Consider the following 23,627-nt stretch of genomic DNA (forward strand, 5'->3'; position numbering starts at 1 on the left):
CCGTCGGGTATGACGGCGGAAGAGAGAGAGCAGGTCCAGCAGGAAGCGAGGGAGGAGAGCCGCGACGAGGCCGTCCAGCAGCACCAGGGCACGTCTGCGGCGTACCAGTACGCCAACGAGCAGTACGGCCTGGAAACCACCTTCCTCGACTACAGCCTGGACGGCTTGAAGGGCATGCTGGCCAGTTCGAATGCGGCGGGCATCGAGGGCGTGAGCGCGAACTGGAAGAAGACGCACGACCAGCTCGTAGGTGCCGACGGCAGCGGCTCAGGTGACTGCGCCTACGGTCAGCTGAAGAAGGCCGTGGACAACGTACTGGAACACTGGGAAGGCGAGAGCGCCAACCAGTTCCGGACCAAGGCCAACGAGATTCTGCGGAACATCTACAACACGGGAACGCACTGCGACACCGTCTCCGCCGCGACGAAGCAGGCGGCCGAAGACCTGCGCAACCAGAAGCAGCGCATCGACGAGCTGGAAGAGCCCAACTGGTTCGAGCGCGCCGGCGACTTTCTTGGTGATGCGGGTCGAGACGACTCCTACACCCAGGAAGACATTCAGAACAAGAACCTTCCCAAGGACGTCCTCGCTCAGATCGACGAGAACTACCTCAGCGAGGGCATGGAGGTGAAGCTCCAAGCCGCCTCAATCATGGAGACGCTGGGCCGGAACTACGTCGCGTATAAGCAGCGGATCAAACCGGACGGTGGGCAAGACGATCAGCAGGCGATTCCGCCTTCAAACCCTGCCATTCCAATGCCTGCCCCCATCCCGGCATTCTCGGGATCCTCTCCTACGCCGAGCGGAAGCGGCAAGGGGAAATGGTCGAGCACAACACCTGTTGGAGCCAAGACACCCGCGACAACAGGTCCGCGGGACGTAGGCATCTCTGGCGGCAAGCAAGTCCCGGTGAGTCAGACCAAGCTCGACAGCCTGCCTACCGGGATCTCAGGCCCCGCTGCGGACCCCGGCCCTGCGGGAGGCGGAGCAGCGCGGGGTGGTCCCGCTACGACCGCTGGTCCTGGTTCTCCTCACGGCATCCCAGGAGGAGGCATCATCGGCGGTGCGCGGTCCGGCGGAACAACCGGACGCGGCGCGGGAATCCGTGGCGGCATCAGTGGCACACCCGGAGGCGGTGCTGGGAGCCGCGGCACTGCTGCAGGTGCCGGTTTCCGTGGTGGCGGTGCCATGGGTGGTGGCGCCGGAGGCGGTCGAGGCGGAGCCGCTACCGGGCGTGGCCCGCTGGCCCGTGCCAAGGGAGGCGTCCTGGGCGCTCCGAAGGGCATCGCGGGCGGCCGGCCCGCAACACCCGGTGGCACAGGTCTGGGTAAGGGCCGTGGCGGCGCGTCCGGCAACGGCGGCCGCGGCGGCATGCTCGGCGGCAGGATGGGCTCGAACCAGCGGCCCGGCGACGATGAGCGGGAGCAGGGACACCGTCCCGACTACCTCGTCGAGGACGAAGAGACCTGGACGCCGGAGGACAATCGCAGTGTTCCCCGGACGATCGAGTAAGAGCACCAGCCGGCTACTGAAGATCGCAGATGGCCCCCGTGAAAGACTCACTTCACGGGGGCCATTGCACGAGAGCAGGAAGAGGAGCAGAAGTTGAAACTCCGACGAGCGCTACATCTGGTGGGCGCCGGAGCGTTGACGGGAGCCCTGCTCCTCGGAACCGCCCCGCCCGCATCCGCCGATGACATCCGGGACCGCCAGTGGGCGTTGGATGCGTTCGCGGCGGAGGAGATCTGGCAGCACGCCACAGGCGAAGGCGTAGTTGTTGCCGTGGTGGACTCAGGTGTCGATGCGTCTCACCCTGACCTGACGGGGCAGATCCTGAATGGGAAAGACTTTACCGGAAAGGGTACGAGCGCTCGAGAAGACACCGACGGTCACGGAACGGGAATGGCAGGGCTCATTGCCGGCCATGGCCACGGGCCTGGGGGGAAGGCTGGCGTCATGGGGCTTGCTCCTGATGCCAAGATTCTACCTGTCCGCTTCACTCACTCGGATAGTGAGCTGGGCGTGACGTGGGCCGAGGGCGTGCGGTACGCGGTTGACCAAGGCGCAGACGTCATCAACGTGTCGAGGGGCACGGTGCGTGACCTGCGAGAGAAAGAGGCGATCGAATATGCCGTCAAGAATGATGTGGTCGTAGTCGCCTCAACGGGCAATGAAGGGGTCAAGAGAAAGAGCTATCCGGCGGCTTACCCTGGTGTGGTAGCCGTTGGAGGTGTGGACAATAGCGGCGGCGTCTGGGAAAACTCCTCGTGGGGATCTAGCACGACTCTTGTCGGTCCGGCAACGAATAACGTCGTAACCAACACGAATAACGAGTCTGGGTACGGACTGGCCAACGGGACCTCGGATGCAGCAGCGTATGTTTCCGCATCTGCGGCTCTGGTCATCGAAGCACACCCGGACCTTACAGCGGGACAGGTCATCAACCGTCTGGTCAAGACCGCGAAAGTCCCCGCTAATGAGGATGCGAACTCGAATCTTCCTGATGAGAAGTTTGGTTACGGCATCATTCGGCCGTTGCGTGCTGTGACTCACGACATCCCGGCTGGTCCAGAGGAAGGGCCGCTGGCACAGTCTTCAGAGGAAGAGACGTCTACCTCCAGTGGGTCAGACGACTCGCAGGCTCCTGGCGGTGACTCGGCGGCCGCTGAGGAGTCGAGTGGGCTTGGCGGAGTCCTGATCGGAGTCATCGCCGTCGCTGCCCTGGGAGTCCTCGGTCTCGTCGTCTTCCTCGTAATGAAGGGCAAGCGGAAGAACGCGCAGTCGTTCGCGGGCGCGCCCGGTGCTGGGCCGGTGAACGGTTGGTCGGGGGTGCCGCCTCAGCAGTTCGGTCAGCAGCATCCGACACAGGCGGGGCAGTACTACGGCCCCCCGGCGTCGCCGCCTCCGCCGCCGAACCAGCCACCCTCGCCTCGATGAGTGCTGAGGGGGGTGTTGGTAGACCGGCCGGTCTACCAACACCCCCTTCGACTTGTCTAGATCGACTTCCGACAGACGTAGTACTGGAACACGTAGTCGTCCTGGCGGCCGGTCGTCTGCAGAACGCGGAGGCCGGCAGCCTCCAGGTCTGGAACGTCGAGGAGCACCGGGCTGTGTCCCAGGAGCACCATCAGGCCTCCCGGCTGCAGTGTGGAGACGAGCCGGGGGAGGATTTCCCTGGCGTCCTGTGTGGTGACGACCTCTGAGTTCAGGAACCGGGAGAAGAGGATGTCCACCGTCCCGGCCTCCGGCGCCGGGCGTCTGGCGTCGCCGTGGTGGACCTCTTCGATGCGGGTCTTGGAGAGTTCTGTCATGGGGCGACTGAGATCCTGGCCGACCGTGCGGATCCGCGCCGGGTCGATGTCGGCGAACTCCGCCAGGAAGTGCCCTGTGGAACAGGCAGGATCGTAGACCGTAACGTGCTCTGCCAGGTTCGCGAGGATGGGCGCGAACAACGTTCTCGTATAGCGTCGAAGGTGTTCCTCGGCGACGTTCAGGGACTCGGCGCGCTCCTTGGTGACCGGCCAGCCGTCCGGTTCGCTCGTCTCCTCCTGGCCCCGTTCGCTGTGGTTCACGAACGGGTGCGTGATCGCCGTGGTGGAAGCGATGGCATCGAACACCGCGTGCCGTTCGCCGATCCCGACCGGACGGAAGGCCACCCGTACATCCGTGTCGGAGATGCGGATCCCGTCCAGGTGACCGACCACGTTGTGCCAGTAGATGCGGCTGCAAAGAATCCCCGAGACGTCGTGATAGACGAAGTAGTCCGAAAGCGTCTTGTAGCCGACGTACCATCGGTGGTCGACCTGGAACATGAAGATCCGGGCAGGCTCGCCCGCAATGAGGTCTTCTTGAAGTGCGTATCCGCCGGCCTGCTGCCAACGGGAGAAGTCACCGTGCTTCAGCGCCGCTCGAATCTTCGGCTCATCGAGTACCGATCTCTGCACGCGCTCAGGACCGTCAACTCCCGGACTCTCTGCTCGCAATGTCATCCTCGGTTCGTCGTCGCTGCCACCGCCCTGCTGAGCTGACATCGTATGGTCCCGACTCAGTAGTGTGCAGGTCCTGCGACTGTCCAGTGGCTGGTACGCGGACATGGGGAGGGCGAAGGAAGTGGAAGAGCCGTGCAGGGCTAGCGTGTGTACGCATCTAGTGCAGGGAGGGCCCGATGGCGTCGACAACGGCAATGCTTTTGGCTAGTGGTGATGAGATGTCATTCATACAGATCATCATCTACGGCCTCATCTTGGGACTGGTGATCACGACTTTCCGATGGTTGCGCAGGCGGCGAAACGCTCCGCGCTTCCAGGCGCTCGCCGAGCGGTACGGGGGCACCTACGCACCCAAGGCGCAAGCGCGTGCGGAGCGGTTCGCCGGGGTGGAGTGGGCCACGGAACCGCGATCCCCCGACGTGCACGACTATCTGTGTGGAAACTACCAGGGACATCCCTTCTACTGCTTCGGATGGGAGTATTCGACCCGCGGTGCCATGGGCGACGGGGAAAGTGGCGGCGTGCGGGTCGTCAGGTCCGTTTACACCGTACAACTCCCGTGCTACGTCGGATACTTCTCCGTCCGGAAGCACTCGTCGGCGCGACGGATGTTCGGGCAGAACGACGTGCAGGTCGGGCACCCCGAGTTCGACGAACAGTTCACCGTGAACGGGCATGAGCCAATTGCTGCCCAGCAGGTGCTTCGTGGATCGCTCGTGGAGTTTCTGCTCAACGACTCCCGGAGCAAGGACTATCCGTTGTGGTTCCTGGGGGACAGGCTCCTCTGCTCCTTCACGGACCGGTTCAGTCCGCCCGACGTAGAGCCGGCGTTGGAGTTCATGGCCCAGGTGGTCGGCACTCTGGATCGCACGGAGACTCCCGCGGAGAACCGGAGCGTACTGGAGGAGGATGTCGTCCCGCTCAGCGGGTAATGCAAGCGAAGGCCGGGGCTAAGTCGATGCCCCGGCCTTCCCCTAGGGTCTGCCGCTACGTCTGACTGCCGTCCACTTCGTCCTGAGAAGCAGGGCGAACAGTGCGCAGAAAGTCCTGGAAGTCCTTGAGAACCTCGTGCAGCTGATCCGCCTTGGCGGTCAGAGCGATTTCGATCTCGGCGCGCTCATTCGGCCGCTGCTCGTTTTCCAGGATCAGGAAGAACTGGCTCTGCGCCAGTTTCATGGGCTGCCCGTTCACCGTGGCGTCGATGTGCAAGTTCTGCACAAGGCCCGGTGCGTCGACCAGCCCGGGCGCCTCCGACGTGCCCACCTCGGCTCGTTTGACCACATGCACGGTTCCGACGGCTTCCTGGAGCCGTCGGATGGACTCCTCGGCGATCCGGATCAGGCCTGCGGCATCGGTGCGGGTGCGCCCGGTGACGGTGATGTTCGGGACGAAGCCCTGTCCCTTCGACGCCAGATGCAGTGCGACGAGGGCTGCCTGTGGGGCCCCGACCTCGTCCGGTGGGGCCGCCTGCCAGCCCTGCGGCAACTCGCAGGTGAGGGGTACAGGCAGTGTGCCCGGCATGATGGATCATCTCCTTGTCGTGCGGATTCCCGCAGGCCGGCCCCGCAGTACGGCAGACTGCGTCTGTGCTCCCGCGCCTGGGGCGGGCCTCTTCCGGTATCGGTCAGAACAGGTCACCGATGGCATCGGCCGCATCGCCACCCCAGTCTCCGACGGTGTCCGCGGCATCGCTGACGGCATCGGTGACCTTCCCGGGATCGATCTCCACTGACACGCCCGCCTTGGCGCCTACCCCGAGGGCGGCGCCGAGATCCCCGCCGATGACCAATTTGCCGTTCTGCATACCGGCATCGAGGTTCGCCTCGACCCCGATGCCGGCCCAAGCCTCGGCATTGCCGCCGACGCCGACTCCGGCGACGGAGGCGTGTCCTTCGACTCCGGCCTTGGCCCCGGCGAACGCCTCGCCGCCGACGTGGACACCATCCAGGCCGACGGACCCGCGGACGTTGGCGTCAGCCCCGACCATGCCTTCCGCCTTACCTGAGGCTTCGAAGAGACCCGCCTGGTACTTGCCCTCTGCAGAAGCTTGTGCCAGGTAGGCCTTTGCAGAAGCCTGGCCCGCGAGGTTGGCACCGTTCGTGCCCCAACCTGCTTTGGCCTCTGCGCCGAGCGTGCTCATACCCGCCTTGGCGGAGTACTCCCCGCCAAGCCCCTTCCCCCGTGTCTTGGCCTCGGCACCCCAGACCTCCGCTTTCACCTGGCCGGAGTGTCCCGCGATCGTGACGGTGCCGTCCGGCCGCGAGGCGCCGGCTCCACGGTTGCCCCAATACCGGTCCTTGAGGGTCGGTGGCAGGCGTTCCCGCTCAGCAAGGGTCATCTTGGTCGAGCCCTCGCTGGTCTGCGTGGCCTGTGCCGCCCAGAAGAGCCAGTCGGGGGCGTCGGATGCGGACCCGCCTTGCTCCTTGAGCTTCTTGGCGGTGTCCTGGCCGCTGGTCTCCACGCGGGCACGTGCGGACGCGAGGGTCATCTCCGCGTCGAGTACGGCACCGCGGGCGTAGTCCTCGATGGCCGTCTTCGCGTCGCTCTGCGCCCCCGCGAGGGTGTCCGCGTGGGAGCGAAGGGCCGTAGCCGACGCGGCAAGGGCGTCGGAAGCCTTGAACCATCGCTTCTTCTGCCCGGAGAAGGTGTCCCAGAAGGCGTCGCTCGCCTTTCCGGTCCATCCTGGTACGCGCACCGCGCCGAGGTCGTCGCCGACTTCCTCGAGCTTCCCGGACCACTTGGTGAGCTTGTCGGCGTCCTTGTGCAGCGCCTCCGGATCGCCCGGAATCAGTTCTTTGGGATTCTGAGTGTCACCCAGACTCGCCACGTTTCCCCCTCTGCTACATCGGTCCGAGTGCGGGTGACGTGAAGGAGTTGTCTGCCGCGGTCTCCGCCGATTCGTAGTTCGAAGCCGTGCTCTCCAGCTTTTCCGCGGAAGCTTCAGCGTCCTTCTTGAGCGTGTTCGCGAGCGCCTCGTCCCATGTGGCCATCAGCTCCGAGTACGCCTTCTGCGCTTCCTCGTGGCCGAAGTCGGGAGTGGTGGCGCCAAGTTCCTTGACCTTGACGTCATCTGCTTTCGAGACGGCGTCCTTGATCTTCTTGGCCGCCGATCGCAACGTCTCCGGATCGACTTCGTAGCCCATGCGCGGCCCCCCGATCTCCCTCCTCGCCCCGGATGCCCGGACGAGAGCCCTTAGTTGACAACCGGAGAAGGATCCCGCACAAGATCACCGGATCTCCTCTCGAGTCCGCGATCTCGCCGGATCGTTACGAAGTCTTCACGCTGCGTTGCAGGTGGGGTACGCGATGCACCCGACGGCTGCGCATCATCCGGGCTGCCTTCGCTGCGATGAGTGGAGGTCAACGTCCGGCGTATGGAGGGGTATTGAACATACGTGGGGCGACGAGTCTGCAAGTGAGCGAAGTGGCCGCTTGGAGCGCGGCCTACCTTGACGATGGCCGGCTCTTCCTCGCCTCGGTGTCCAACAAGGGGTCCATCGGTGCGCTCGAGGACATCGGTGCGCTCGGCGAGGATCATGACTCGTCGCTGGTGGCCTTCGAGCTGTAACGAGGCACAGCCCCCGGTGGTGGGCAGCCCCGGTGGGGCCGCAGGGGATCTGCGGCCCCACCCTGCGTTCCCGGCCTCATTCGTGCCCCGGGGGATGCCTGGTACTTCTCCGCAGCCCTGTCCACGCAGGATGCCTCCGCTCGTATAATCAGCCACCATCGCGAGGCGCGAGCGGTTCTGCCTGGGGTGTTCGACCGGTTTCTTCCCTTCCTGCCTTGCCCATCGGCTGCCTTCGCTGCGCGGGAGAGGTGTATTCATGGGGGACGGTTTCAAGACCGACACCGACCAGTTGGACCAGTTCGTACGGACGTTGAAGGACAGCGTCGAGAACCTGGACGAGGCGCGGACGGCGCTGTCGCACGTGCGGTCCGCGGAGATCGGGACGTCGCGGCTGGATGAGGCGTGCAACAAGTTCCAGGAGCAGTGGAAGTACGGGGCCGGTCAGATGAGCGAGATGATCGGCAACATCAGTGAGGGCGTGAAAGCGAACAAGCTGAGCTACGAGGAGATGGAGAAGAACCTCGAGGAGGCCCTCAAGAAGATGGCCGAGCAGGGCACTTCGGGCGGGGGCAAGTGATGACGAACCCGTATCCGAACCTCGGCTGGAACCCCGTCCCGGGTGTGCCGTCGGAAGTGCATTCGCTCAAGACCAAGGTCGACCGGGCCGCGAAGGCCCTGCGGTCGTCGCACCAGCAGATCGAGCGTCTGCTCGGCGAGAGCAGCCACTGGGAGGGCGACGCGGCGTCGGCGTTCCGCGACGCGCTGGACGGTGAGCTGCCCGAGTACATGAAGAAGGCCGCCGAGTCGGTCGAGAAGGCTTCGGTCCAGCTCGCACGGTGGGACGGCGACCTCACCGCCAACCGCGACCTGGCCAAGAAGTACGACGACGAGGCGAAGGACAAGAAGAGCGCGGCGAGTACCGCGCAGGGCGACTACGACGACGTCAAGAAGGACCCGGACCTGGACCTGGGCGGCAAGACCTACCCCAGCCAGGCGGAGGCGGACGCCGCCACGTCGCGTCTGCGGGCCGCGGAGGGCCGTCTCCGGGAGGCCGCGGGCAAGGTCGAAGCCGCCAACAAGGCGTTCGACGACGTCATCAAGAAGGCCAAGGACCTCGAGGACGAGCACAAGCGGGAAGCCGACAAGATCGCCGAAGCGCTCGACGTCGCCGACGACGGGCTGGCCCCCGAGGAGCCGGGCTGGTTCGAGCGGACGCTGAACGCGATCGGCGACGGGCTCAAGGCCGTCGGCCAGTTCCTGCTCGACCACGCGGGCACCATCGGCGCGATCGCCGGTCTGCTCGCCCTCTTCCCCACCCCGCTCGCGCCGCTCTTCGCCGGTATCGCCGTCGTCGCCAGTGCCGCGTCGATGGCGAAGAACCTCGCGAGCGAGGACTTCCGCGATTCGCTCATGGGCAAACACGGCGGCATGGCCGCCTTCAGCGCTTGGGCGTCCATGGCCGGGGACAGCATGGGCATGATCCCCGGTGTCGGCGCGCTGTCCCGGGCCGGCGGAGAGGTCGGCATGCTCGCCGGTGCCGCCAGGGAGGGAGGCGAGGCGATGTCCATGGGCGCGAGAGCGACCGCGTTCGGCCGGGAGAGTGTGGAGGCGTTCAACTTCAAGGCGCTCGACGTGGCCACCGACCCCAACACGGGCCTTCTCCAGTACGGCATCAACGGCGCGAACGTCCTGGCCAACTCCGCCTCCTCGCTGGAGACGGCCGGCGTGCTGCCGGACTCCGGTGCCGGCCACAACGCGGCCGAGTACACCAAGGCCGGAGCCGCCGCGTACGGCGTGCCGGGCGGCATCTCCGACCTGCAGTACGGGCTCGGTGAACTCGTGACGGGCATCCGGTTGTGAGCGCGCCGAAGGGCGCCGGGGGCATACAGCTGCCGCCGGCGTTCTGGTACGAGATCCCGCACGGCTATCTGCGGCTGGACGTCTACCCCACGGCGGAACGCCTGGACGACCTCGCCCGGCAGATCCTCGCGCTGCCCGAGGAGGTGCGGGAGCGGGCGGACGAGGTGTTCCGGCTCTACTGCATCGTGATGTGGGAGATGCAGAAGCGGCTCGTGCAGGGCTGCGCCATGGGCATGCATCCCGACGACCGGGGCGGCGTCACCACGTCGGTGCTGACGCTCTTCAGCGTCGAGACCCGGAACGTCGACCCGAAGGCCGCGCTCGTGACGCTGATGGCCTCCGGAGCCGGGGAGTCGGCGGAGACCGGCATCGTCCCCGTCGAGCTGCCGTGCGGGCTGGGGTTCCAAACGGAGACGGTCCGTCGCACGATGGCGCCCGGACGTCCCGAGGGCGGGGGAGACGAGCCGGAACAGCAGCCGGTGTGGCAGGGCACCATCGCCATTCCGGACGTGCGATCCTCGGCGATCATCGCGGTGCAGCTCGTGACCTCCTCCGTGGACCTCGCGGACGACTACCGCAACGTGCTGCGGGGCGTGGCGAGTACGGTGAGCTTCACCAATCCCGCGCTCGCCGACGGCGCGAGCGGAGCCGTGGAGCCCGAGCCGGGCTCCGCGGCCGAGGCAGTGAGGAACGATTTCGGATGACACCGGAGGACCGAGCGGACGGGAGCGCGTCCCGGACGGACGCGCGCCCGGCGCGGAGCGCCGGCCGGCCCTCCGCGGGGCGACGCGTGGCCTTCTGGGGAGGGCTGTTCGTCCTCTTCCACGCGCTGACGCTGTTCGTGCTGACCGACGGCTGGTTCCTCCTCGCCATGCCGGGGATCATCGGCATGGCAGTCCTGGGCTCCTTCGCCTCGACGGCGCTTCTGGACGGCCGCTCTCCCGTCACCGGGCCCTCGCCGACGGACACCGGAGAGCCGCTCGTGCCCGTGGCGGAGCTCCGGTCCGCGCTGCTCAAGCGCTACCCCGTGCTGCTGGCCGTGGTGGCAGCCCTCGTGGCAGCGGTGGTGCTCGTGCAGAGCGACTACCTCGTCCCGCTGGCGCCGTTCGCCATGATGACCCTGGTGTTCGGGTCGTACACCTGCCTGGGCCGCCTCGTGGCCCTGCGCCGGTGCGGGCGGGTGCTGGAGGTGTACCCGTTCGTGCTCGAGGAGCGCGTGCAGGTGCTCAACCGGGCGAGCGGGGGCCGGGGGCACATCCTCCGGCTGGGGCGGGGCGGCGAGAAATCGCCGAAGCTGCTCGGCAGGCAGGTCGGCAGGTCGGAGGCGAACTGGACGAGGGACCTCTCGCAGGGTGCCTGGTTCGCGGGCGACGAGCTCTTCGGAGGGGTGCTGCTGGTGCCCGGTAGCGGTGACGTGGTCTGGGTGGCCCCGAACGACGGTCCGGCGCTGCGACCGGAGCGTCAGGCCGCCGCGCCGGAGCGCAGGGACAGGGCGAAGCGTGCCGGCATCGGCGGCGGGGGGCAGTAGTTCCGGCCTGTCGGGTCGGTCTCCCGCCGGAGACGAGGGCCGGTCGGACGGCGACCGGAGAAGGGCCGGACAACGGCCGGAGAAGGGGCAGTCATCACGATGTACAGGTCACAAGAGCCGCCGCACTCCACGGCGTTCGCGCACCCGGAGACGCGCGCCGCCTGGGAGGGGACGCGCAACCGGATCAGAGCGCGGTTCCTGCTGTGGAGCCTGCTCTTCGTCGGCCTCTTCGCCCTCAGTGTGGTCCTGAACGCGACGGCGGAGACCGACTACGTCAAGCGCGGCAGCAACCAGCTCGGGCCCGCGATCGGGGGACTCGCCCTCCTCTGGTACGTCTTCGTGCTCTACTCCTGCCTGGGCGCGCTGTCCCGGGTGAAGAAGGCCCGGAAGGTGCTGGAGGTCTGCCCCTGGCGGCAGGTGCCGGTGCGCAAGGCCCCGGGAGGCAAGGACGGCACGGGCGTCACCGTGCAGATCGGCCTGTCGGAGGGGACGCCTCCTGCCCCCGGTGACGAGTCGGCGTGGTCGCCGACGATGGCCGCGCGGGACCCGCGCCGGTACAACCGCTGGGACCCGCAGCTGGAGCAGGGCGCCTGGTTCGCCGGGGAGCCCGGCGTGTACGGCGTCCTCGCCCTCCCCGGCGGGGCGGGCCCGATGAACGCGCAGCGCTCGCAGGCGAACCTGAGCGGCGAACGCACGACCCCCGGCCGAGACCTGGAGAGCGTGCTCCGGGGCGCCGCGCGGAGCTGAGCACCGCGGAACGCTGCGCCCCGTGAGATGCGGGCCCGACCGAGCCGCTGCTCGGTCGGGCCCACATCACGTTCCCGGTCCCTGTCCCGGTTCAGGACGTCTGGACGCCGCCGTTCTCCGGGGTGGGGTCCAGGTCGAACTCGCCGTCGCGGGCGCCGAGGACGAACGCGCGCCACTCGGCCTCGGTGTAGCGGAGCACCGTTTCCGGGTGCTTGGAGTTGCGCATGGCCACGGCACCGCCGGGGAGGTGGGCGATCTCGACCTTCTCGTCCTCGGGGCCGCCGGGTGCGGACTCCCAGACGGCGTCGGAGATGTCCATCGCGTACAGCTCGTCCTTCTCCTGCTGCGTGCCCATCGGCGCTCGCCTCCTTCGTCGTGACGTGTCGGGGACGGTACGAGGCCGTCGCCCTGCGTCATCATCGCACGTACGGGCCTGCGCGCGGGCGGGGATCGGACGGCTCCGGCCGCTCCGCGACGGTCCCGGTCCCGGCGCCGCCACTCGCTGCCGGGCCGGGAACGGCCGGAGCCCGGGCGGGGAAGGGCTCCCCCGCCCGGGCTCCGGTGCGGTCGCGACGCCCGGACGCCTCAGTGGCGGGCCGGCATCCATCCCGTCTGGACGAGTTGGCCGCTGCGGCGCCGGGTGTGGAAGTACCCCCGGCCCGCGGGCAGTTGCGACGGCGAGATGTTGCCGAGCAGCGCGCCCTCGGACCGTTCGCCGGCGAGGACCAGGCCCTGTGCGCCCAGCTCCTTCATCCGCTGCATCACCGGCTCGTACAGGGCGCGGCTGGCGCCGCCGGAGGAGCGGGCCAGGATGACGCGCAGGCCCACGTCCCGTGCGAACGGCAGGTACTCCAGCAGCGGCATCAGCGGGTTCTGCCCGGTGGCCACCAGGTCGTAGTCGTCGATGACGACGAACGCGTCCGGGCTGTCGTACCAGCTGCGGTTGCGCAGCTGCTCCGGGGTCACGTCCGGGCCGGGCATGCGCCGCGACATCGAACCCGCCAGGCCCTCCAGCGTCTCCTGGAGCGCCGGCGCCGCCGCGCAGTACCGCGACAGGTGGGCCTCGGGGACGCCCTGGAGGTGCGCACGCCGGTAGTCGCCGACGACGATCTTCGCCTGGTCCGGCGAGTACCGCTCGGTGATCTGGTGGATGAGCAGCCGCAGCAGCGCGCTCTTGCCGGACTCGCTCTCGCCGAAGACGACGAACAGCGGGTCGGTCTCGAAGTTGACGAAGACCGGTGCGAGCGAGGACTCGTCGATGCCGAAGGCGACGCCGTAGTCCGGGTAGTCGGAGCCCTTCGGCAGCCGGGCCGCGTCCAGCATGGTGGGCAGCAGGCGCACGGACGGCGCCGGTTCCCCGGTCCAGTGCTCGTTGACGGCGTGAATGGTCTGCCGGGTCGCGTCCGAGAGGTCCTCCACGGTCGAGGAGCCGTCGATGCGCGGCAGCGCCGTCATCAGGTGCAGCTTGTCCGGGCTCAGGCCGCGGCCGGGCATGCCGGCGGACACGTTCGCCGCGATCTTCCGGTCGATCTCCGACTCCGACGGGTCGCCGAGCCGCAGTTCGACGCGGTTCTGCAGCAGGTCCTTGAGCGCCGGCCGCACCTCGGTGTACCGGGCGGCGGTGAGGACGAGGTGGACACCGAAACCGAGACCGCGGGTGGCGATGTCGGTGATGTCGGCCTCGAGCATGTCGTAGTCGTTCTTGAACGTCGCCCAGCCGTCGATGACGAGGAAGACGTCGCCCCACTTCTGGTCCGGCAGCTGGCCCGCGGCCCGCCGCTGGCGGTAGGTGGTGATCGAGTCGACGTTGTTGGAGCGGAAGTACTCCTCGCGCTCGTTGAGGATGCCCACGACCTCGCTGACCGTACGGCGGACCTTCTCGCCGTCCAGACGGTTGGCGACGCCGCCGACGTGGTGCAGCTCCTCCATCGCCAGCAGCGAGCCGCCGCCGAAGTCGAGGCAGTAGAACTGCACTTCGGCGGGTGTGTGGGTGAGTCCGAAGGACGTGATCAACGTCCGCAGCAGCGTCGACTTGCCGGACTGCGGACCACCGATGAACAGGCCGTGACCGGCCGCTCCGGAGAAGTCGCGGTACAGCACGTCGCGGCGCTGCTCGAAAGGCTTGTCCAGCAGGGCGACCGGCACCGTGAGGCGGCCCAGCGCCGTGTAGTCGGGTGCGGTGAGGCCGCGTTCCTGCGACGCCGCGAGGGACGGCAGCAGCTGGTCGATGGACGGCGCCTCGTCCAGCGGCGGCAGCCACACCTGGTGCGCCGACGGGCCCTGGCCGACCATCTTCTGCACGATCACGTCGAGCACGGTGTCCGCGAGCGCGTCGTCCACCTGGTCGGAGGTGTCCTCCACCTCCGGCTCGGGCAGCACGGGCAGAGCCACCGGGGTGGCGGTGAACAGCGCGGACCGGGTCTGCGCCGACCGGCTGACCTGCGTCGGGCCCGCCGCGCGGTACACGCCGGAGACGTAGGCGGCCTTGAACTGCACCATCGTCTCGGTGTCGTACTTGAGGAAGCCCGCGCCCGGCACGTTCGGCAGGTGGTACGCGTCCGGCACGCCGATCGCGGTGCGCGACTCGGCGGCGGAGAAGGTCCGCAGACCGATGCGGTAGGACAGGAAGGTGTCCAGGCCGCGGAGCTTGCCCTCCTCCAGACGCTGCGAGGCCAGCAGCATGTGCACACCCAGCGAACGGCCGATACGGCCGATCTGGATGAACATCTCGATGAAGTCGGGCTTGGCGGCCAGCAGTTCGCTGAACTCGTCGATGATCAGGACGAGGGACGGCATCGGGTCCAGCGCCGCCCCGGCGGCGCGCGCCTTCTCGTAGTCCGTGATGTTGGCGTAGTTGCCCGCCTTGCGCAGCAGTTCCTGCCGGCGGTTGAGCTCACCGGTGATCGCGTCGCGCATGCGGTCGACGAGAGTGAGTTCGTCGGCCAGGTTGGTGATGACGGCCGAGGTGTGCGGCATGTCGGCCATGCCGGTGAACGTCGCGCCGCCCTTGAAGTCGGCGAGGATGAAGTTCAGCGTCTCCGACGAGTGCGTCACGGCCAGGCCGAGCACGAGGGTGCGCAGCAGCTCCGACTTGCCGGAACCGGTCGCGCCGACGCACAGGCCGTGCGGGCCCATGCCCTCCTGCGAGGCCTCCTTGATGTCCAGCATCACCGGCTCGCCCTCGCCGCCGATGCCGATCGGCACCCGCAGCCGCTCGTGCAGCGAACGTGGCCGCCAGGTGCGGGCCACGTCGACCGAACCGGCGTCGCCGATGCCCATCAGGTCGGTGAAGTCCAGGTTGGACAGCAGCGGTTCGCCTTCCTCGCCGCTGCCCATGCGGAACGGTGCCATCTGCCGGGCCAGCGCCTCCGCCTGCTCGTAGCTGAGCAGGTCGGGGCGTCCCGAGTACGCCGACTCGCGGCCGACGTACAGGTCCAGCGCCTTCTCCCGCACGTGCACGGTGAGGCCGCCCGACATCTGGTCGTCGAGGGTGCCGGGGGCCACCTCGAGGAAGGTGACGCCCTGGAGGCCCTCCGCGCCCGCGAGCACCGAGTCCGGCGGGATGGACCCTCCGTCGAGGATCACGACCAGGTGCGCCTGGTCCGTGACGGGTGTGCCGTCCCGGGTCCAGCGCGCGCGGCCCTCGAGTTGGCTCGACAGCGAGTCCTCCAGCTGCCCGAGGTCGTCGAAGAACAGCCGCGCCTGGCCGGCTCCGTCGGCCTGCGACGGGTGCTGCGCGTGCGGCAGCCACTTCGTCCAGTCCCACTCGGCCATCGACCCCGGGTGGGAGACGACCGCGACCATCAGTTCTTCGGGGGAGTGCAGCGACGTCAGCTGGCCGACGGATGCGCGCACGTTCCCGTACACCTCGTCCGTGGTGCCGGTGACGACTACGTGGTAGAAGGCGCGGAGACTGACCGCGATGGGGAGATCCGGAAGCGAACGGTGAATGTCCAGAAAGGACTTCATCGCCTCGGCGGTAAGCGGCTCGAGTTCTTCCTTGGGAGCCGTTTCCGGGGCGACGAGCGGGGTGTTGAGCTGCTGCCAGCCGGTACCGATGCGGACCGAGGAGAAGTCGTTGTCGGCCGGACGCCGTTCCCAAAGGCGTTTCGCGTCACCGACGATCGCCCACAACTGGTCGGGATCGGGATGCTGGTAGAGCTGCGCGTGCCGCTGCGTCTCGGCCGTCTTGCGCACGTCCTTGCGCACCTGGTCGAGATAACGGAAGTAGTCCCTCCGTTCCTGCGGCATCTGAGCGCGCCCCCCGCGCCGGGCCTTCACGAACTGCGCGACCGCCATGGCGATCGTCGAGAAGAGCATGAGCCCGCCGACGACCTTCATGTACGCCTGGTCGCTGATGAAGAAGAACGCGACGGAACCGCCCATGCCCATGACCGGCAGGAGATTCATCCAGACGTCCTGGTCGCCTTCCCGCGGAATTTCCGGAGGCGATTCGAGTCGGACTTCCCCCTCTGGCACGGTCGGCGGCATGACCCGTGGCTGCCGCTTCACGATGACCACACTCACCGATACATCAATCCTTCACGATAGATTCGCAATTGCGCACCGATGCCCCCGCCTCTGCAACAGCTACCGGTCATGCAGGCGTTGATCCTAGCGGGTGAGCAGGGGCACTCCGGGAGGAGTGACCGCCGACCGGGGGCGGTAAGGTGACCCGCGCTCTCCCCGAGAAGATTCTGCGGCGAGGGGCATGCGGGCGGTTCAGTAAGCGCCCGAGTTGTCGTGATTCAACGAGTCGCCGGACACCGCGCACCGACGTGCCGGGTACCGCGTACCGAGCAAGGGGGAATATCAAGGTGGCCACGACCGCAGCGACCGGCTTCTGCCGCGTCACGGTAGTAGCTCCCGGCGGGCGGATCGATGTCGCGCTGCCCGAGGGGGTGCCGCTCAGCGACGTCTACCCGGAGATCGCCCGGCTTTCCGGCGGCGCGGCCGAGGGGTCGCTGTCCGGCTACCACCTGGTCCGCCGCGACGGAGGGGTGCTCGAGGCGGGCCTCTCGCTCGCCGGCAACGGCATCCGCGACGGCGAGGTGCTGCTGCTGCGCCCCTTCGCCGACTCGCTTCCCGCCGCCGTGTTCGACGACGTCAGCGACGCCGTGGCCTCCGCGGTCCGCAGCGACCGCACACTGTGGAACGAGAAGCTGATGCGCATCGCCGGACTCACCGGCGGCGGCGTCCTCCTCGTCCTCATGGCCTTCGCGCTCTGGTTCGCCGACCCGGTCACGCACGACATGCACGGCCTGCCGGGCATCATCGCCGCCGCGGCCGGCGTGCTGCTGGTCGCGCTCGCCTGCGTCCGGGCCCGCGTCTACGACGACCGGGCCTCGTCCATCGCGCTCGGTCTCGGCGCCATGCCGCACATCATGATCGCCGGCTCCGGGGCCCTGCCGCTCGGCGAAGGAGACGGTATCGGCCGTCTCCAGTTCCTCCTCGGCTGCGTCGCCGTGCTGCTCGCCTCCGTCGTGCTGATCGCCATCACCCCCAGCGGAGACGGGCCGTTCGTCTCCGCCGCCGTCGCGGCGGCCGTCGGCAGCCTCATCACCTTCATCGCGATCCTGTCGGACATCGAGCCGGTGGAGGCCGCCGCCGTCGCCGCGCCGCTCGCCGTCGGCACCATCGCCTTCCTGCCCGGACTCTCTGCACGCTTCGCACGCCTCCCCGTCGGCTTCGAGCCGCGTGCCGGCGGCCCCGGCGCGTCCGACCGCGAGGGCGGCCGCGAGATCCAGGGCCCGGTCGACGGCGCACGCATCGCCACCCAGGCCCGCCGCGGCCACGAACTCCTCGTCGGCCTGGTTGGCGGCTTCTGCGCCGTGGTCATCGGCGCCGCGTCGGTGCTCGGCTTCTCCGACGACGGCTGGGCGCAGCTCCTGGCCCTGGCCACCGGCCTGGCGATGCTGCTCCGCGCCCGCCTCTTCCGCTACACCTCGCAGGTCTCCTGCGCCCTGGTCGCCGGCCTCGGCGCCCTGGCGCTGCTCGCCCTGGGCCTCTCCCTGAACCCGCCGACGGAGCTGGTCCGCGACATGCTCCTGGGCGACAGCACCGGCATGGACTTCCGCACCATCTGGATCGCCGCCTCCCTCGCGGCCGCCGCGGCGCTGGTCACGGCCATCGGCTTGATCATCCCCCGTACCGGTCTCTCCCCGTTCTGGGGCCGCTTCATGGAGATCACCGAGACCTTCGTGCTGCTCACGCTGATCCCACTGTGCCTCGCGGTGCACGACGTCTACAGCGAGATGCGCGGTCTCATCGGCTGACCCGGCACCCGCCGCCCCGGCGCACGACGGACCTCCGCCCGCCCCCTGCCCACGCCGCACGGTGTTCGCAAGGGGGCGGGCGGAGGCGTCCGCGACCGCTGGTAAGCTGACCGGGCCTGTCGAGTGACCGAAGACTCCCTGTGCAGTAGACCGGGGACGCTCGGCGGCCCAACCCATGAGGAGTACGCGTGTCGTCTCTCGACGCTGCCCGGAAGAAGTCCATCATGTCCGAGTTCGCCACCAAGGAGGGTGACACCGGCTCCCCCGAGGTCCAGGTGGCCCTGCTCTCCGCGCGCATCTCGGACCTCACCGAGCACCTGAAGGCCCACAAGCACGACCACCACTCCCGCCGTGGTCTGCTGCTCCTGGTCGGCCAGCGCCGCCGCCTGCTGCAGTACCTGGCGAAGAAGGACATCCAGCGGTTCCGTGCCCTGGTCGACCGCCTCGGCATCCGCCGCGGTGCGGCCGGCGCCGCCCGCTAGCAGCGGAACACAGGGGAGCGGCTCCCGCGACACGGGAGCCGCTCCCCTCGTATATCTCGTGTGGGGCGGAAGGTGAGTAACCTGGTCCCACAACCACACAGCACAACCGCATGACCCGCACGACCCGAGTAAGGCCGGGCGCGTCCCACGACGCCGGTCCTCGGTAGTGGCCCCCGGACACAGTGACGCACAGCGCGCCGCACGGATCCGGGTGCTTCGATCGAAGACCGGCACCGCCCAGGGAGCGTCCGCAGACGGTCCGCCGCCACACGGGCGACGGACGCAGACGAGGAGATATCCCTGGTGGAGAACGAGACCCACTACGCCGAGGCTGTCATCGACAACGGCTCCTTCGGCACCCGCACCATCCGCTTCGAGACGGGCCGCCTGGCCAAGCAGGCCGCCGGTTCCGCCGTGGCGTACCTGGACGACGACACCATGGTGCTGTCGGCCACCAGCGCTTCCAAGAACCCGAAGGACCAGCTCGACTTCTTCCCGCTGACGGTGGACGTCGAGGAGCGGATGTACTCCGCGGGCAAGATCCCCGGTTCCTTCTTCCGGCGCGAGGGCCGGCCCAGTGAGGACGCCGTCCTCACCTGCCGCCTCATCGACCGGCCGCTGCGCCCCTCCTTCAAGAAGGGCCTGCGCAACGAGATCCAGATCGTCGAGACGATCATGGCGCTCAACCCCGACCACCTGTACGACGTGGTCGCCATCAACGCCGCCTCCTGCTCCACGCAGCTGGCCGGCCTGCCCTTCTCCGGCCCGATCGGCGGCACCCGCGTCGCCCTGATCAACGGCCAGTGGGTGGCGTTCCCCACGCACACCGAGCTGGAGGACGCCGTCTTCGACATGGTCGTCGCCGGCCGTGTGCTGCCCGACGGCGACGTCGCGGTGATGATGGTCGAGGCCGAGGCCACCGACAAGACCTTCGAACTGGTCAAGGGCGGTGCCGAGGCCCCCACCGAGGAGATCGTGGCCGCCGGCCTGGAGGCCGCGAAGCCCTTCATCAAGGTGCTGTGCCGCGCGCAGTCCGACCTCGCCGCCAAGGCCGCCAAGCCGACCGGCGAGTTCCCGATCTTCCTGGACCACCAGGACGACGTCCTCGAGGCCCTCACCTCCGCCGTCAAGGACGAGCTCGCGCAGGCGCTCACCATCGCCGGCAAGCAGGAGCGCGAGGCCGAGCTGGACCGCGTCAAGGGTCTGGCCGCCGAGAAGCTGCTGCCGCAGTTCGAGGGGCGCGAGAAGGAGATCTCGGCCGCCTACCGGACGCTGACCAAGTCCCTGGTGCGCGAGCGCGTCATCAAGGAGAAGAAGCGCATCGACGGCCGCGGCGTCACGGACATCCGTACGCTGGCCGCCGAGGTCGAGGCGATCCCGCGGGTGCACGGTTCGGCGCTGTTCGAGCGAGGTGAGACCCAGATCCTGGGCGTCACCACGCTGAACATGCTGCGCATGGAGCAGCAGCTGGACACCCTCTCCCCGGTGACCCGCAAGCGCTACATGCACAACTACAACTTCCCGCCCTACTCCGTCGGCGAGACCGGCCGCGTGGGTTCGCCCAAGCGCCGCGAGATCGGCCACGGCGCGCTGGCCGAGCGCGCCATCACGCCGGTGCTGCCGACGCGTGAGGAGTTCCCCTACGCCATCCGGCAGGTCTCCGAGGCGCTCGGCTCCAACGGCTCCACCTCGATGGGCTCCGTCTGCGCCTCCACCATGTCGCTGCTGAACGCCGGTGTGCCGCTCAAGGCCCCGGTCGCCGGTATCGCCATGGGCCTGATCTCGCAGGAGATCGAGGGCGAGACGCACTACGTGACGCTGACCGACATCCTCGGTGCCGAGGACGCCTTCGGCGACATGGACTTCAAGGTCGCCGGTACGCGCAACTTCGTCACCGCGCTGCAGCTGGACACCAAGCTCGACGGCATCCCCGCCTCGGTGCTCGCCGCGGCCCTCAAGCAGGCCCGCGACGCCCGGCTGCACATCCTCGACGTGATGAACGAGGCCATCGACATCCCGGACGAGATGTCGCCGCACGCCCCGCGCGTCATCAGTGTCAAGATCCCGGTGGACAAGATCGGCGAGGTCATCGGCCCCAAGGGCAAGATGATCAACCAGATCCAGGAGGACACCGGCGCCGACATCTCCATCGAGGACGACGGCACCATCTACATCGGTGCCACCGACGGCCCGTCCGCCGAGGCCGCCCGCACCACGATCAACGGCATCGCCAACCCGACGATGCCCGAGGTCGGCGAGCGCTACCTGGGCACGGTCGTCAAGACCACCACCTTCGGTGCCTTCGTCTCCCTGCTCCCCGGCAAGGACGGTCTGCTGCACATCTCGCAGATCCGCAAGATCGTCGGCGGCAAGCGCGTGGAGAACGTCGAGGACGTCCTCGGCGTCGGCCAGAAGGTCCAGGTCGAGATCGCCGAGATCGACCAGCGCGGCAAGCTGTCCCTCATCCCCGTCCTGGACGACGAGGAGAACGGCTCCGACGACGGCGCGGACGGGAAGGACGACGCCTCCAAGTGACGTCCGACCCCCGCGCGACGGCCCGCCCCTCCACCGAGGGGCGGGCCGTCGCCCGTACATCGACGCTCCCGGACGGTACGACCGCGGCCGGCACCGTCCGGCGCACCGTGCTCCCCGGCGGCCTGCGCGTCGTCACCGAGACGCTGCCGACCGTGCGGTCCGCCACGCTGGGCATCTGGGTGCACGTCGGTTCGCGCGACGAGACCCCCGCCCTGAACGGAGCGACCCACTACCTGGAGCACCTGCTGTTCAAGGGCACGCAGCGGCGCTCCGCGCTCGACATCTCCGCCGCGCTGGACGCCGTCGGAGGGGAGATGAACGCCTTCACCGCGAAGGAGTTCACCTGCTACTACGCCCGTGTCCTCGACACCGACCTGCCGCTGGCGATCGACGTCCTCAGCGACATGCTCACCGACTCCGTCATCGACCCCGCCGAGGTGGACGCCGAACGCGGCGTGATCCTCGAGGAGATCGCGATGACCGACGACGACCCCGGCGACTGCGTGCACGACCTCTTCGCCCGCACCATGTTCGGCGACACCCCCCTGGGCCGGCCCGTCCTCGGAACGGTCGACACCGTCAACGGCCTCACCCGCGACCAGATCGCCCGCTTCTACCGGCGGCACTACGACCCCACCCGCCTCGTCGTCGCCGCCGCGGGCAACCTCGACCACGACCTGGTCGTACGCCGCGTCCAGGAGGCCTTCGAACGCGCCGGCGCGCTGGCCCGCACGGCGGCCGCCGAACCCGTCGGCCCCCGCACCGGCGAGAAGATCCTGCGCGGAGCCGGCCGCGTCGACGTCCTGGAACGCACGACCGAACAGGCCCACCTGGTGCTGGGCATGCCGGGCGTCTCCCGCAACGACGAACGCCGCTGGGCCCTCGGGGTGCTCAGCGCCGCACTCGGCGGCGGCATGAGCTCCCGGCTCTTCCAGGAGATCCGCGAGAAGCGCGGCCTGGCCTACAGCACCTACTCCTACACCTCCGGCTTCGCCGACTGCGGCCTCTTCTCCGTGTACGCCGCCTGCCGCGCGAGCCAGGTGCCGGACGTGCTGAAGATCTGCCGGGACGAACTCGACCAGGTCGCGCGCGACGGACTCACCGACGAGGAGGTGCGCCGCGCCGTCGGCCAGCTCTCCGGCTCGACCGTGCTGGGCCTGGAGGACACCGGCGCGCTGATGCACCGGCTCGGCAAGAGCGAGCTGTGCTGGGGGGAGCAGATGTCCGTGGACGAGATGCTCGCCAGGATCGCCGCCGTCACCCCCGACGACGTGCGGGCCGTCGCCCGCGACGTGCTGACCGCCCGGCCGTCGCTCTCGGCCATCGGCCCGCTCACCGACCGGCAGACCGCCCACCTCCACGACGCGGTCGCCTGACCGCACCCCCGTACACCCCCGAGGACTTGGAAGACGCATGAGCACGCTGCGGGTCGCCGTCATCGGCGCCAAGGGAAAGATGGGCTCCGAGGCCGTCAAGGCGGTCCGGAACGCCGACGACATGGACCTGGTCGCCGCCGTCGACCGTGACGACGACCTGGCCGCCCTCACCGACGCCGGGACACAGGTCGCCATCGACCTCACCCACCCGGACGCCGTCATGGGCAACCTCGACTTCCTCGTCCGCCACGGCATCCACGGCGTCGTCGGCACCACCGGCTGGACCGACGAACGCCTCGACGCGGTGCGCGCCCGGCTGGCCGAGTCCCCGGACACCGGCGTGCTCATCGCACCGAACTTCGGTATTGGCGCCGTGCTCACCATGCGCTTCGCCCAGCAGGCGGCGCGCTTCTTCGAGTCCGTCGAGGTCGTCGAACTGCACCACCCCAACAAGGCCGACGCCCCCAGCGGCACCGCCGTGCGCACCGCGCAGCTCATCGCCGACGCCCGCCGCGAGGCAGGCTGCGCACCGCAGCCCGACGCGACGTCCACCACACTCGAAGGCGCCCGCGGCGCCGACGTCGACGGCGTGCCGGTGCACGCGGTCCGCCTGCGCGGCCTGGTCGCCCACCAGGAGGTCCTGTTCGGCGACGAGGGCGAGATCTTCACGCTGCGGCACGACTCCATGAACCGCGGCTCGTTCATGCCGGGCGTGCTCCTGGGCGTGCGGCGCGTGGTCTCGGCGCCGGGCCTGACGTACGGTCTCGACGCGTTCATGGACCTGGACTGAGCCTGTGCGCGCCCGCCTCACCTACGTCACCCTCGCCGCCGTCCTGGTCGTCTACTTCGTCCTCGTCGGCGGCCGGGGCGTGGCGCTGATCCGGCAGGGCACGGCGGTCACCGTGTCCTTCGGCCTGGCGGTCCTGGCGCTGCCGGCGATCGGCCTGTGGTTCCTCTGGCACACCACGCGCTTCGCGCGCTCCGCCAACCGGCTGGCGCGCGAACTGGAGGCGGAGGGCGGACTGCCCGAGGACGAACTGCGGCGCACCCCCAGCGGCCGCATCGACCGGGACTCCGCCGACGCCGTCTTCACCCGCCGCAAGGCCGAGGCCGAGGCCGAGCCCGGCGACTGGCGCACGTGGTTCCGGCTCGCCGTCGCCTACCACGACGCCCGCGACACCCCCCGGGCCCGCAAGGCCATGCAGCGCGCCATCGCCCTGCACGACGGCCGCGCTCCGCGCGAAGGCTGACCCGGCCGGAGCGGGGG

21 protein-coding genes are annotated in these 23,627 nt (G+C 68.9%); 15 read left to right on the top strand and 6 right to left on the bottom strand.

Annotation, left to right across the window (positions count from 1 at the left end):
- Window positions 1–9: 9 nt before the first annotated feature.
- Both K304_RS0111965 and mycP read left to right on the top strand, forming a co-directional pair.
- On the top strand, window positions 10–1,512 hold the full coding sequence (locus K304_RS0111965; RefSeq protein WP_027763941.1) for a hypothetical protein: 1,503 nt from the start codon (window positions 10–12) through the stop codon (window positions 1,510–1,512).
- 93 nt (window positions 1,513–1,605) lie between these two features.
- Window positions 1,606–2,937 carry a type VII secretion-associated serine protease mycosin gene (gene mycP, locus K304_RS32085; protein ID WP_158687334.1) on the top strand — a complete coding sequence of 444 codons (1,332 nt, stop codon included), beginning with the start codon at window positions 1,606–1,608 and terminating at the stop codon, window positions 2,935–2,937.
- Between the two features lie 56 nt (window positions 2,938–2,993).
- Here mycP and K304_RS31685 read toward each other — a convergent pair whose 3' ends face one another.
- Entirely contained in the window at window positions 2,994–4,031 is a 1,038-nt protein-coding gene (locus K304_RS31685; RefSeq protein WP_158687335.1) for a class I SAM-dependent methyltransferase, read from the bottom strand.
- A gap of 134 nt (window positions 4,032–4,165) precedes the next feature.
- Between K304_RS31685 and K304_RS0111975 the strand changes: the two genes are divergently transcribed.
- Complete coding sequence (locus K304_RS0111975) at window positions 4,166–4,921, top strand: hypothetical protein (protein ID WP_027763942.1); 756 nt, start codon at window positions 4,166–4,168, stop codon at window positions 4,919–4,921.
- Between the two features lie 55 nt (window positions 4,922–4,976).
- Here K304_RS0111975 and K304_RS0111980 read toward each other — a convergent pair whose 3' ends face one another.
- The 3 genes from K304_RS0111980 to K304_RS0111990 all read right to left on the bottom strand — a co-directional run bounded on the left by K304_RS0111980 (window position 4,977) and on the right by K304_RS0111990 (window position 7,132).
- Window positions 4,977–5,510: a hypothetical protein gene (locus K304_RS0111980; protein WP_027763943.1), complete on the bottom strand. Its 534-nt coding sequence runs from the start codon at window positions 5,508–5,510 to the stop codon at window positions 4,977–4,979.
- A 103-nt stretch (window positions 5,511–5,613) separates the two neighbouring features.
- A complete protein-coding gene (locus tag K304_RS31690) occupies window positions 5,614–6,816 on the bottom strand; it encodes a putative T7SS-secreted protein (protein ID WP_051308343.1) in 1,203 nt (400 codons plus the stop codon).
- Between the two features lie 13 nt (window positions 6,817–6,829).
- A complete protein-coding gene (locus K304_RS0111990; protein WP_027763944.1) occupies window positions 6,830–7,132 on the bottom strand; it encodes a hypothetical protein in 303 nt (100 codons plus the stop codon).
- A gap of 272 nt (window positions 7,133–7,404) precedes the next feature.
- On the opposite strand from K304_RS0111990, the gene K304_RS33345 reads away from it, so the two are divergent.
- The 6 genes from K304_RS33345 to K304_RS0112020 all read left to right on the top strand — a co-directional run bounded on the left by K304_RS33345 (window position 7,405) and on the right by K304_RS0112020 (window position 11,692).
- Window positions 7,405–7,557, top strand: coding sequence for a hypothetical protein (locus K304_RS33345; RefSeq protein ID WP_158687336.1), 153 nt, complete (start codon window positions 7,405–7,407; stop codon window positions 7,555–7,557).
- Window positions 7,558–7,813: 256 nt separating this feature from the next.
- Complete coding sequence (locus K304_RS0112000) at window positions 7,814–8,134, top strand: hypothetical protein (protein WP_027763945.1); 321 nt, start codon at window positions 7,814–7,816, stop codon at window positions 8,132–8,134.
- Window positions 8,134–9,417: a putative T7SS-secreted protein gene (locus K304_RS0112005; protein ID WP_037790084.1), complete on the top strand. Its 1,284-nt coding sequence runs from the start codon at window positions 8,134–8,136 to the stop codon at window positions 9,415–9,417. Before K304_RS0112000 ends, K304_RS0112005 begins: the two co-directional genes overlap by 1 nt.
- Window positions 9,414–10,121 carry a hypothetical protein gene (locus K304_RS0112010; RefSeq protein ID WP_051308346.1) on the top strand — a complete coding sequence of 236 codons (708 nt, stop codon included), beginning with the start codon at window positions 9,414–9,416 and terminating at the stop codon, window positions 10,119–10,121. Before K304_RS0112005 ends, K304_RS0112010 begins: the two co-directional genes overlap by 4 nt.
- A gap of 86 nt (window positions 10,122–10,207) precedes the next feature.
- On the top strand, window positions 10,208–10,945 hold the full coding sequence (locus K304_RS0112015) for a hypothetical protein (protein ID WP_158687337.1): 738 nt from the start codon (window positions 10,208–10,210) through the stop codon (window positions 10,943–10,945).
- Between the two features lie 99 nt (window positions 10,946–11,044).
- Window positions 11,045–11,692: a hypothetical protein gene (locus K304_RS0112020; protein WP_027763949.1), complete on the top strand. Its 648-nt coding sequence runs from the start codon at window positions 11,045–11,047 to the stop codon at window positions 11,690–11,692.
- Window positions 11,693–11,783: 91 nt separating this feature from the next.
- Here K304_RS0112020 and K304_RS0112025 read toward each other — a convergent pair whose 3' ends face one another.
- Window positions 11,784–12,047, bottom strand: coding sequence for a DUF397 domain-containing protein (locus K304_RS0112025; protein ID WP_027763950.1), 264 nt, complete (start codon window positions 12,045–12,047; stop codon window positions 11,784–11,786).
- A 230-nt stretch (window positions 12,048–12,277) separates the two neighbouring features.
- Window positions 12,278–16,219, bottom strand: a complete 3,942-nt coding sequence (locus tag K304_RS0112030; RefSeq protein ID WP_027763951.1) for a type VII secretion protein EccC — start codon at window positions 16,217–16,219, stop codon at window positions 12,278–12,280.
- A gap of 290 nt (window positions 16,220–16,509) precedes the next feature.
- Between K304_RS0112030 and eccD the strand changes: the two genes are divergently transcribed.
- From eccD to K304_RS0112060, 6 genes are all read left to right on the top strand, one after another.
- Window positions 16,510–17,967 carry a type VII secretion integral membrane protein EccD gene (eccD, locus tag K304_RS0112035; protein WP_027763952.1) on the top strand — a complete coding sequence of 486 codons (1,458 nt, stop codon included), beginning with the start codon at window positions 16,510–16,512 and terminating at the stop codon, window positions 17,965–17,967.
- Window positions 17,968–18,155: 188 nt separating this feature from the next.
- A complete protein-coding gene (rpsO, locus tag K304_RS0112040; RefSeq protein WP_027763953.1) occupies window positions 18,156–18,449 on the top strand; it encodes a 30S ribosomal protein S15 in 294 nt (97 codons plus the stop codon).
- A 303-nt stretch (window positions 18,450–18,752) separates the two neighbouring features.
- On the top strand, window positions 18,753–20,984 hold the full coding sequence (locus K304_RS0112045; RefSeq protein ID WP_027763954.1) for a polyribonucleotide nucleotidyltransferase: 2,232 nt from the start codon (window positions 18,753–18,755) through the stop codon (window positions 20,982–20,984).
- The gene (locus tag K304_RS0112050; RefSeq protein ID WP_027763955.1) at window positions 20,981–22,360 is read left to right on the top strand and encodes a M16 family metallopeptidase; all 1,380 of its coding nucleotides are present in this window, start codon (window positions 20,981–20,983) and stop codon (window positions 22,358–22,360) included. Before K304_RS0112045 ends, K304_RS0112050 begins: the two co-directional genes overlap by 4 nt.
- A gap of 37 nt (window positions 22,361–22,397) precedes the next feature.
- Window positions 22,398–23,150 carry a 4-hydroxy-tetrahydrodipicolinate reductase gene (gene dapB / locus K304_RS0112055; RefSeq protein ID WP_027763956.1) on the top strand — a complete coding sequence of 251 codons (753 nt, stop codon included), beginning with the start codon at window positions 22,398–22,400 and terminating at the stop codon, window positions 23,148–23,150.
- Between the two features lie 4 nt (window positions 23,151–23,154).
- Window positions 23,155–23,610, top strand: coding sequence for a hypothetical protein (locus K304_RS0112060; RefSeq protein ID WP_027763957.1), 456 nt, complete (start codon window positions 23,155–23,157; stop codon window positions 23,608–23,610).
- Window positions 23,611–23,627 lie beyond the last annotated feature (17 nt).

This window comes from Streptomyces sp. CNS606 (genome assembly GCF_000426325.1).

Excerpts from the sequence above, each read along its gene's own strand:
- K304_RS0111965 (WP_027763941.1), top strand. The coding sequence starts at position 10 with ATGACGGCGGAAGAGAGAGAGCAGGTCCAGCAGGAAGCGAGGGAGGAG.
- K304_RS0111975 (WP_027763942.1), top strand. The coding sequence starts at position 4,166 with ATGGCGTCGACAACGGCAATGCTTTTGGCTAGTGGTGATGAGATGTCA.
- K304_RS0112020 (WP_027763949.1), top strand. The coding sequence starts at position 11,045 with ATGTACAGGTCACAAGAGCCGCCGCACTCCACGGCGTTCGCGCACCCG.
- K304_RS0111990 (WP_027763944.1), bottom strand. The coding sequence starts at position 7,132 with ATGGGCTACGAAGTCGATCCGGAGACGTTGCGATCGGCGGCCAAGAAG.
- K304_RS31685 (WP_158687335.1), bottom strand. The coding sequence starts at position 4,031 with ATGTCAGCTCAGCAGGGCGGTGGCAGCGACGACGAACCGAGGATGACA.
- K304_RS0112025 (WP_027763950.1), bottom strand. The coding sequence starts at position 12,047 with ATGGGCACGCAGCAGGAGAAGGACGAGCTGTACGCGATGGACATCTCC.
- K304_RS0111980 (WP_027763943.1), bottom strand. The coding sequence starts at position 5,510 with ATGCCGGGCACACTGCCTGTACCCCTCACCTGCGAGTTGCCGCAGGGC.
- K304_RS0112005 (WP_037790084.1), top strand. The coding sequence starts at position 8,134 with ATGACGAACCCGTATCCGAACCTCGGCTGGAACCCCGTCCCGGGTGTG.
- K304_RS0112000 (WP_027763945.1), top strand. The coding sequence starts at position 7,814 with ATGGGGGACGGTTTCAAGACCGACACCGACCAGTTGGACCAGTTCGTA.
- dapB (WP_027763956.1), top strand. The coding sequence starts at position 22,398 with ATGAGCACGCTGCGGGTCGCCGTCATCGGCGCCAAGGGAAAGATGGGC.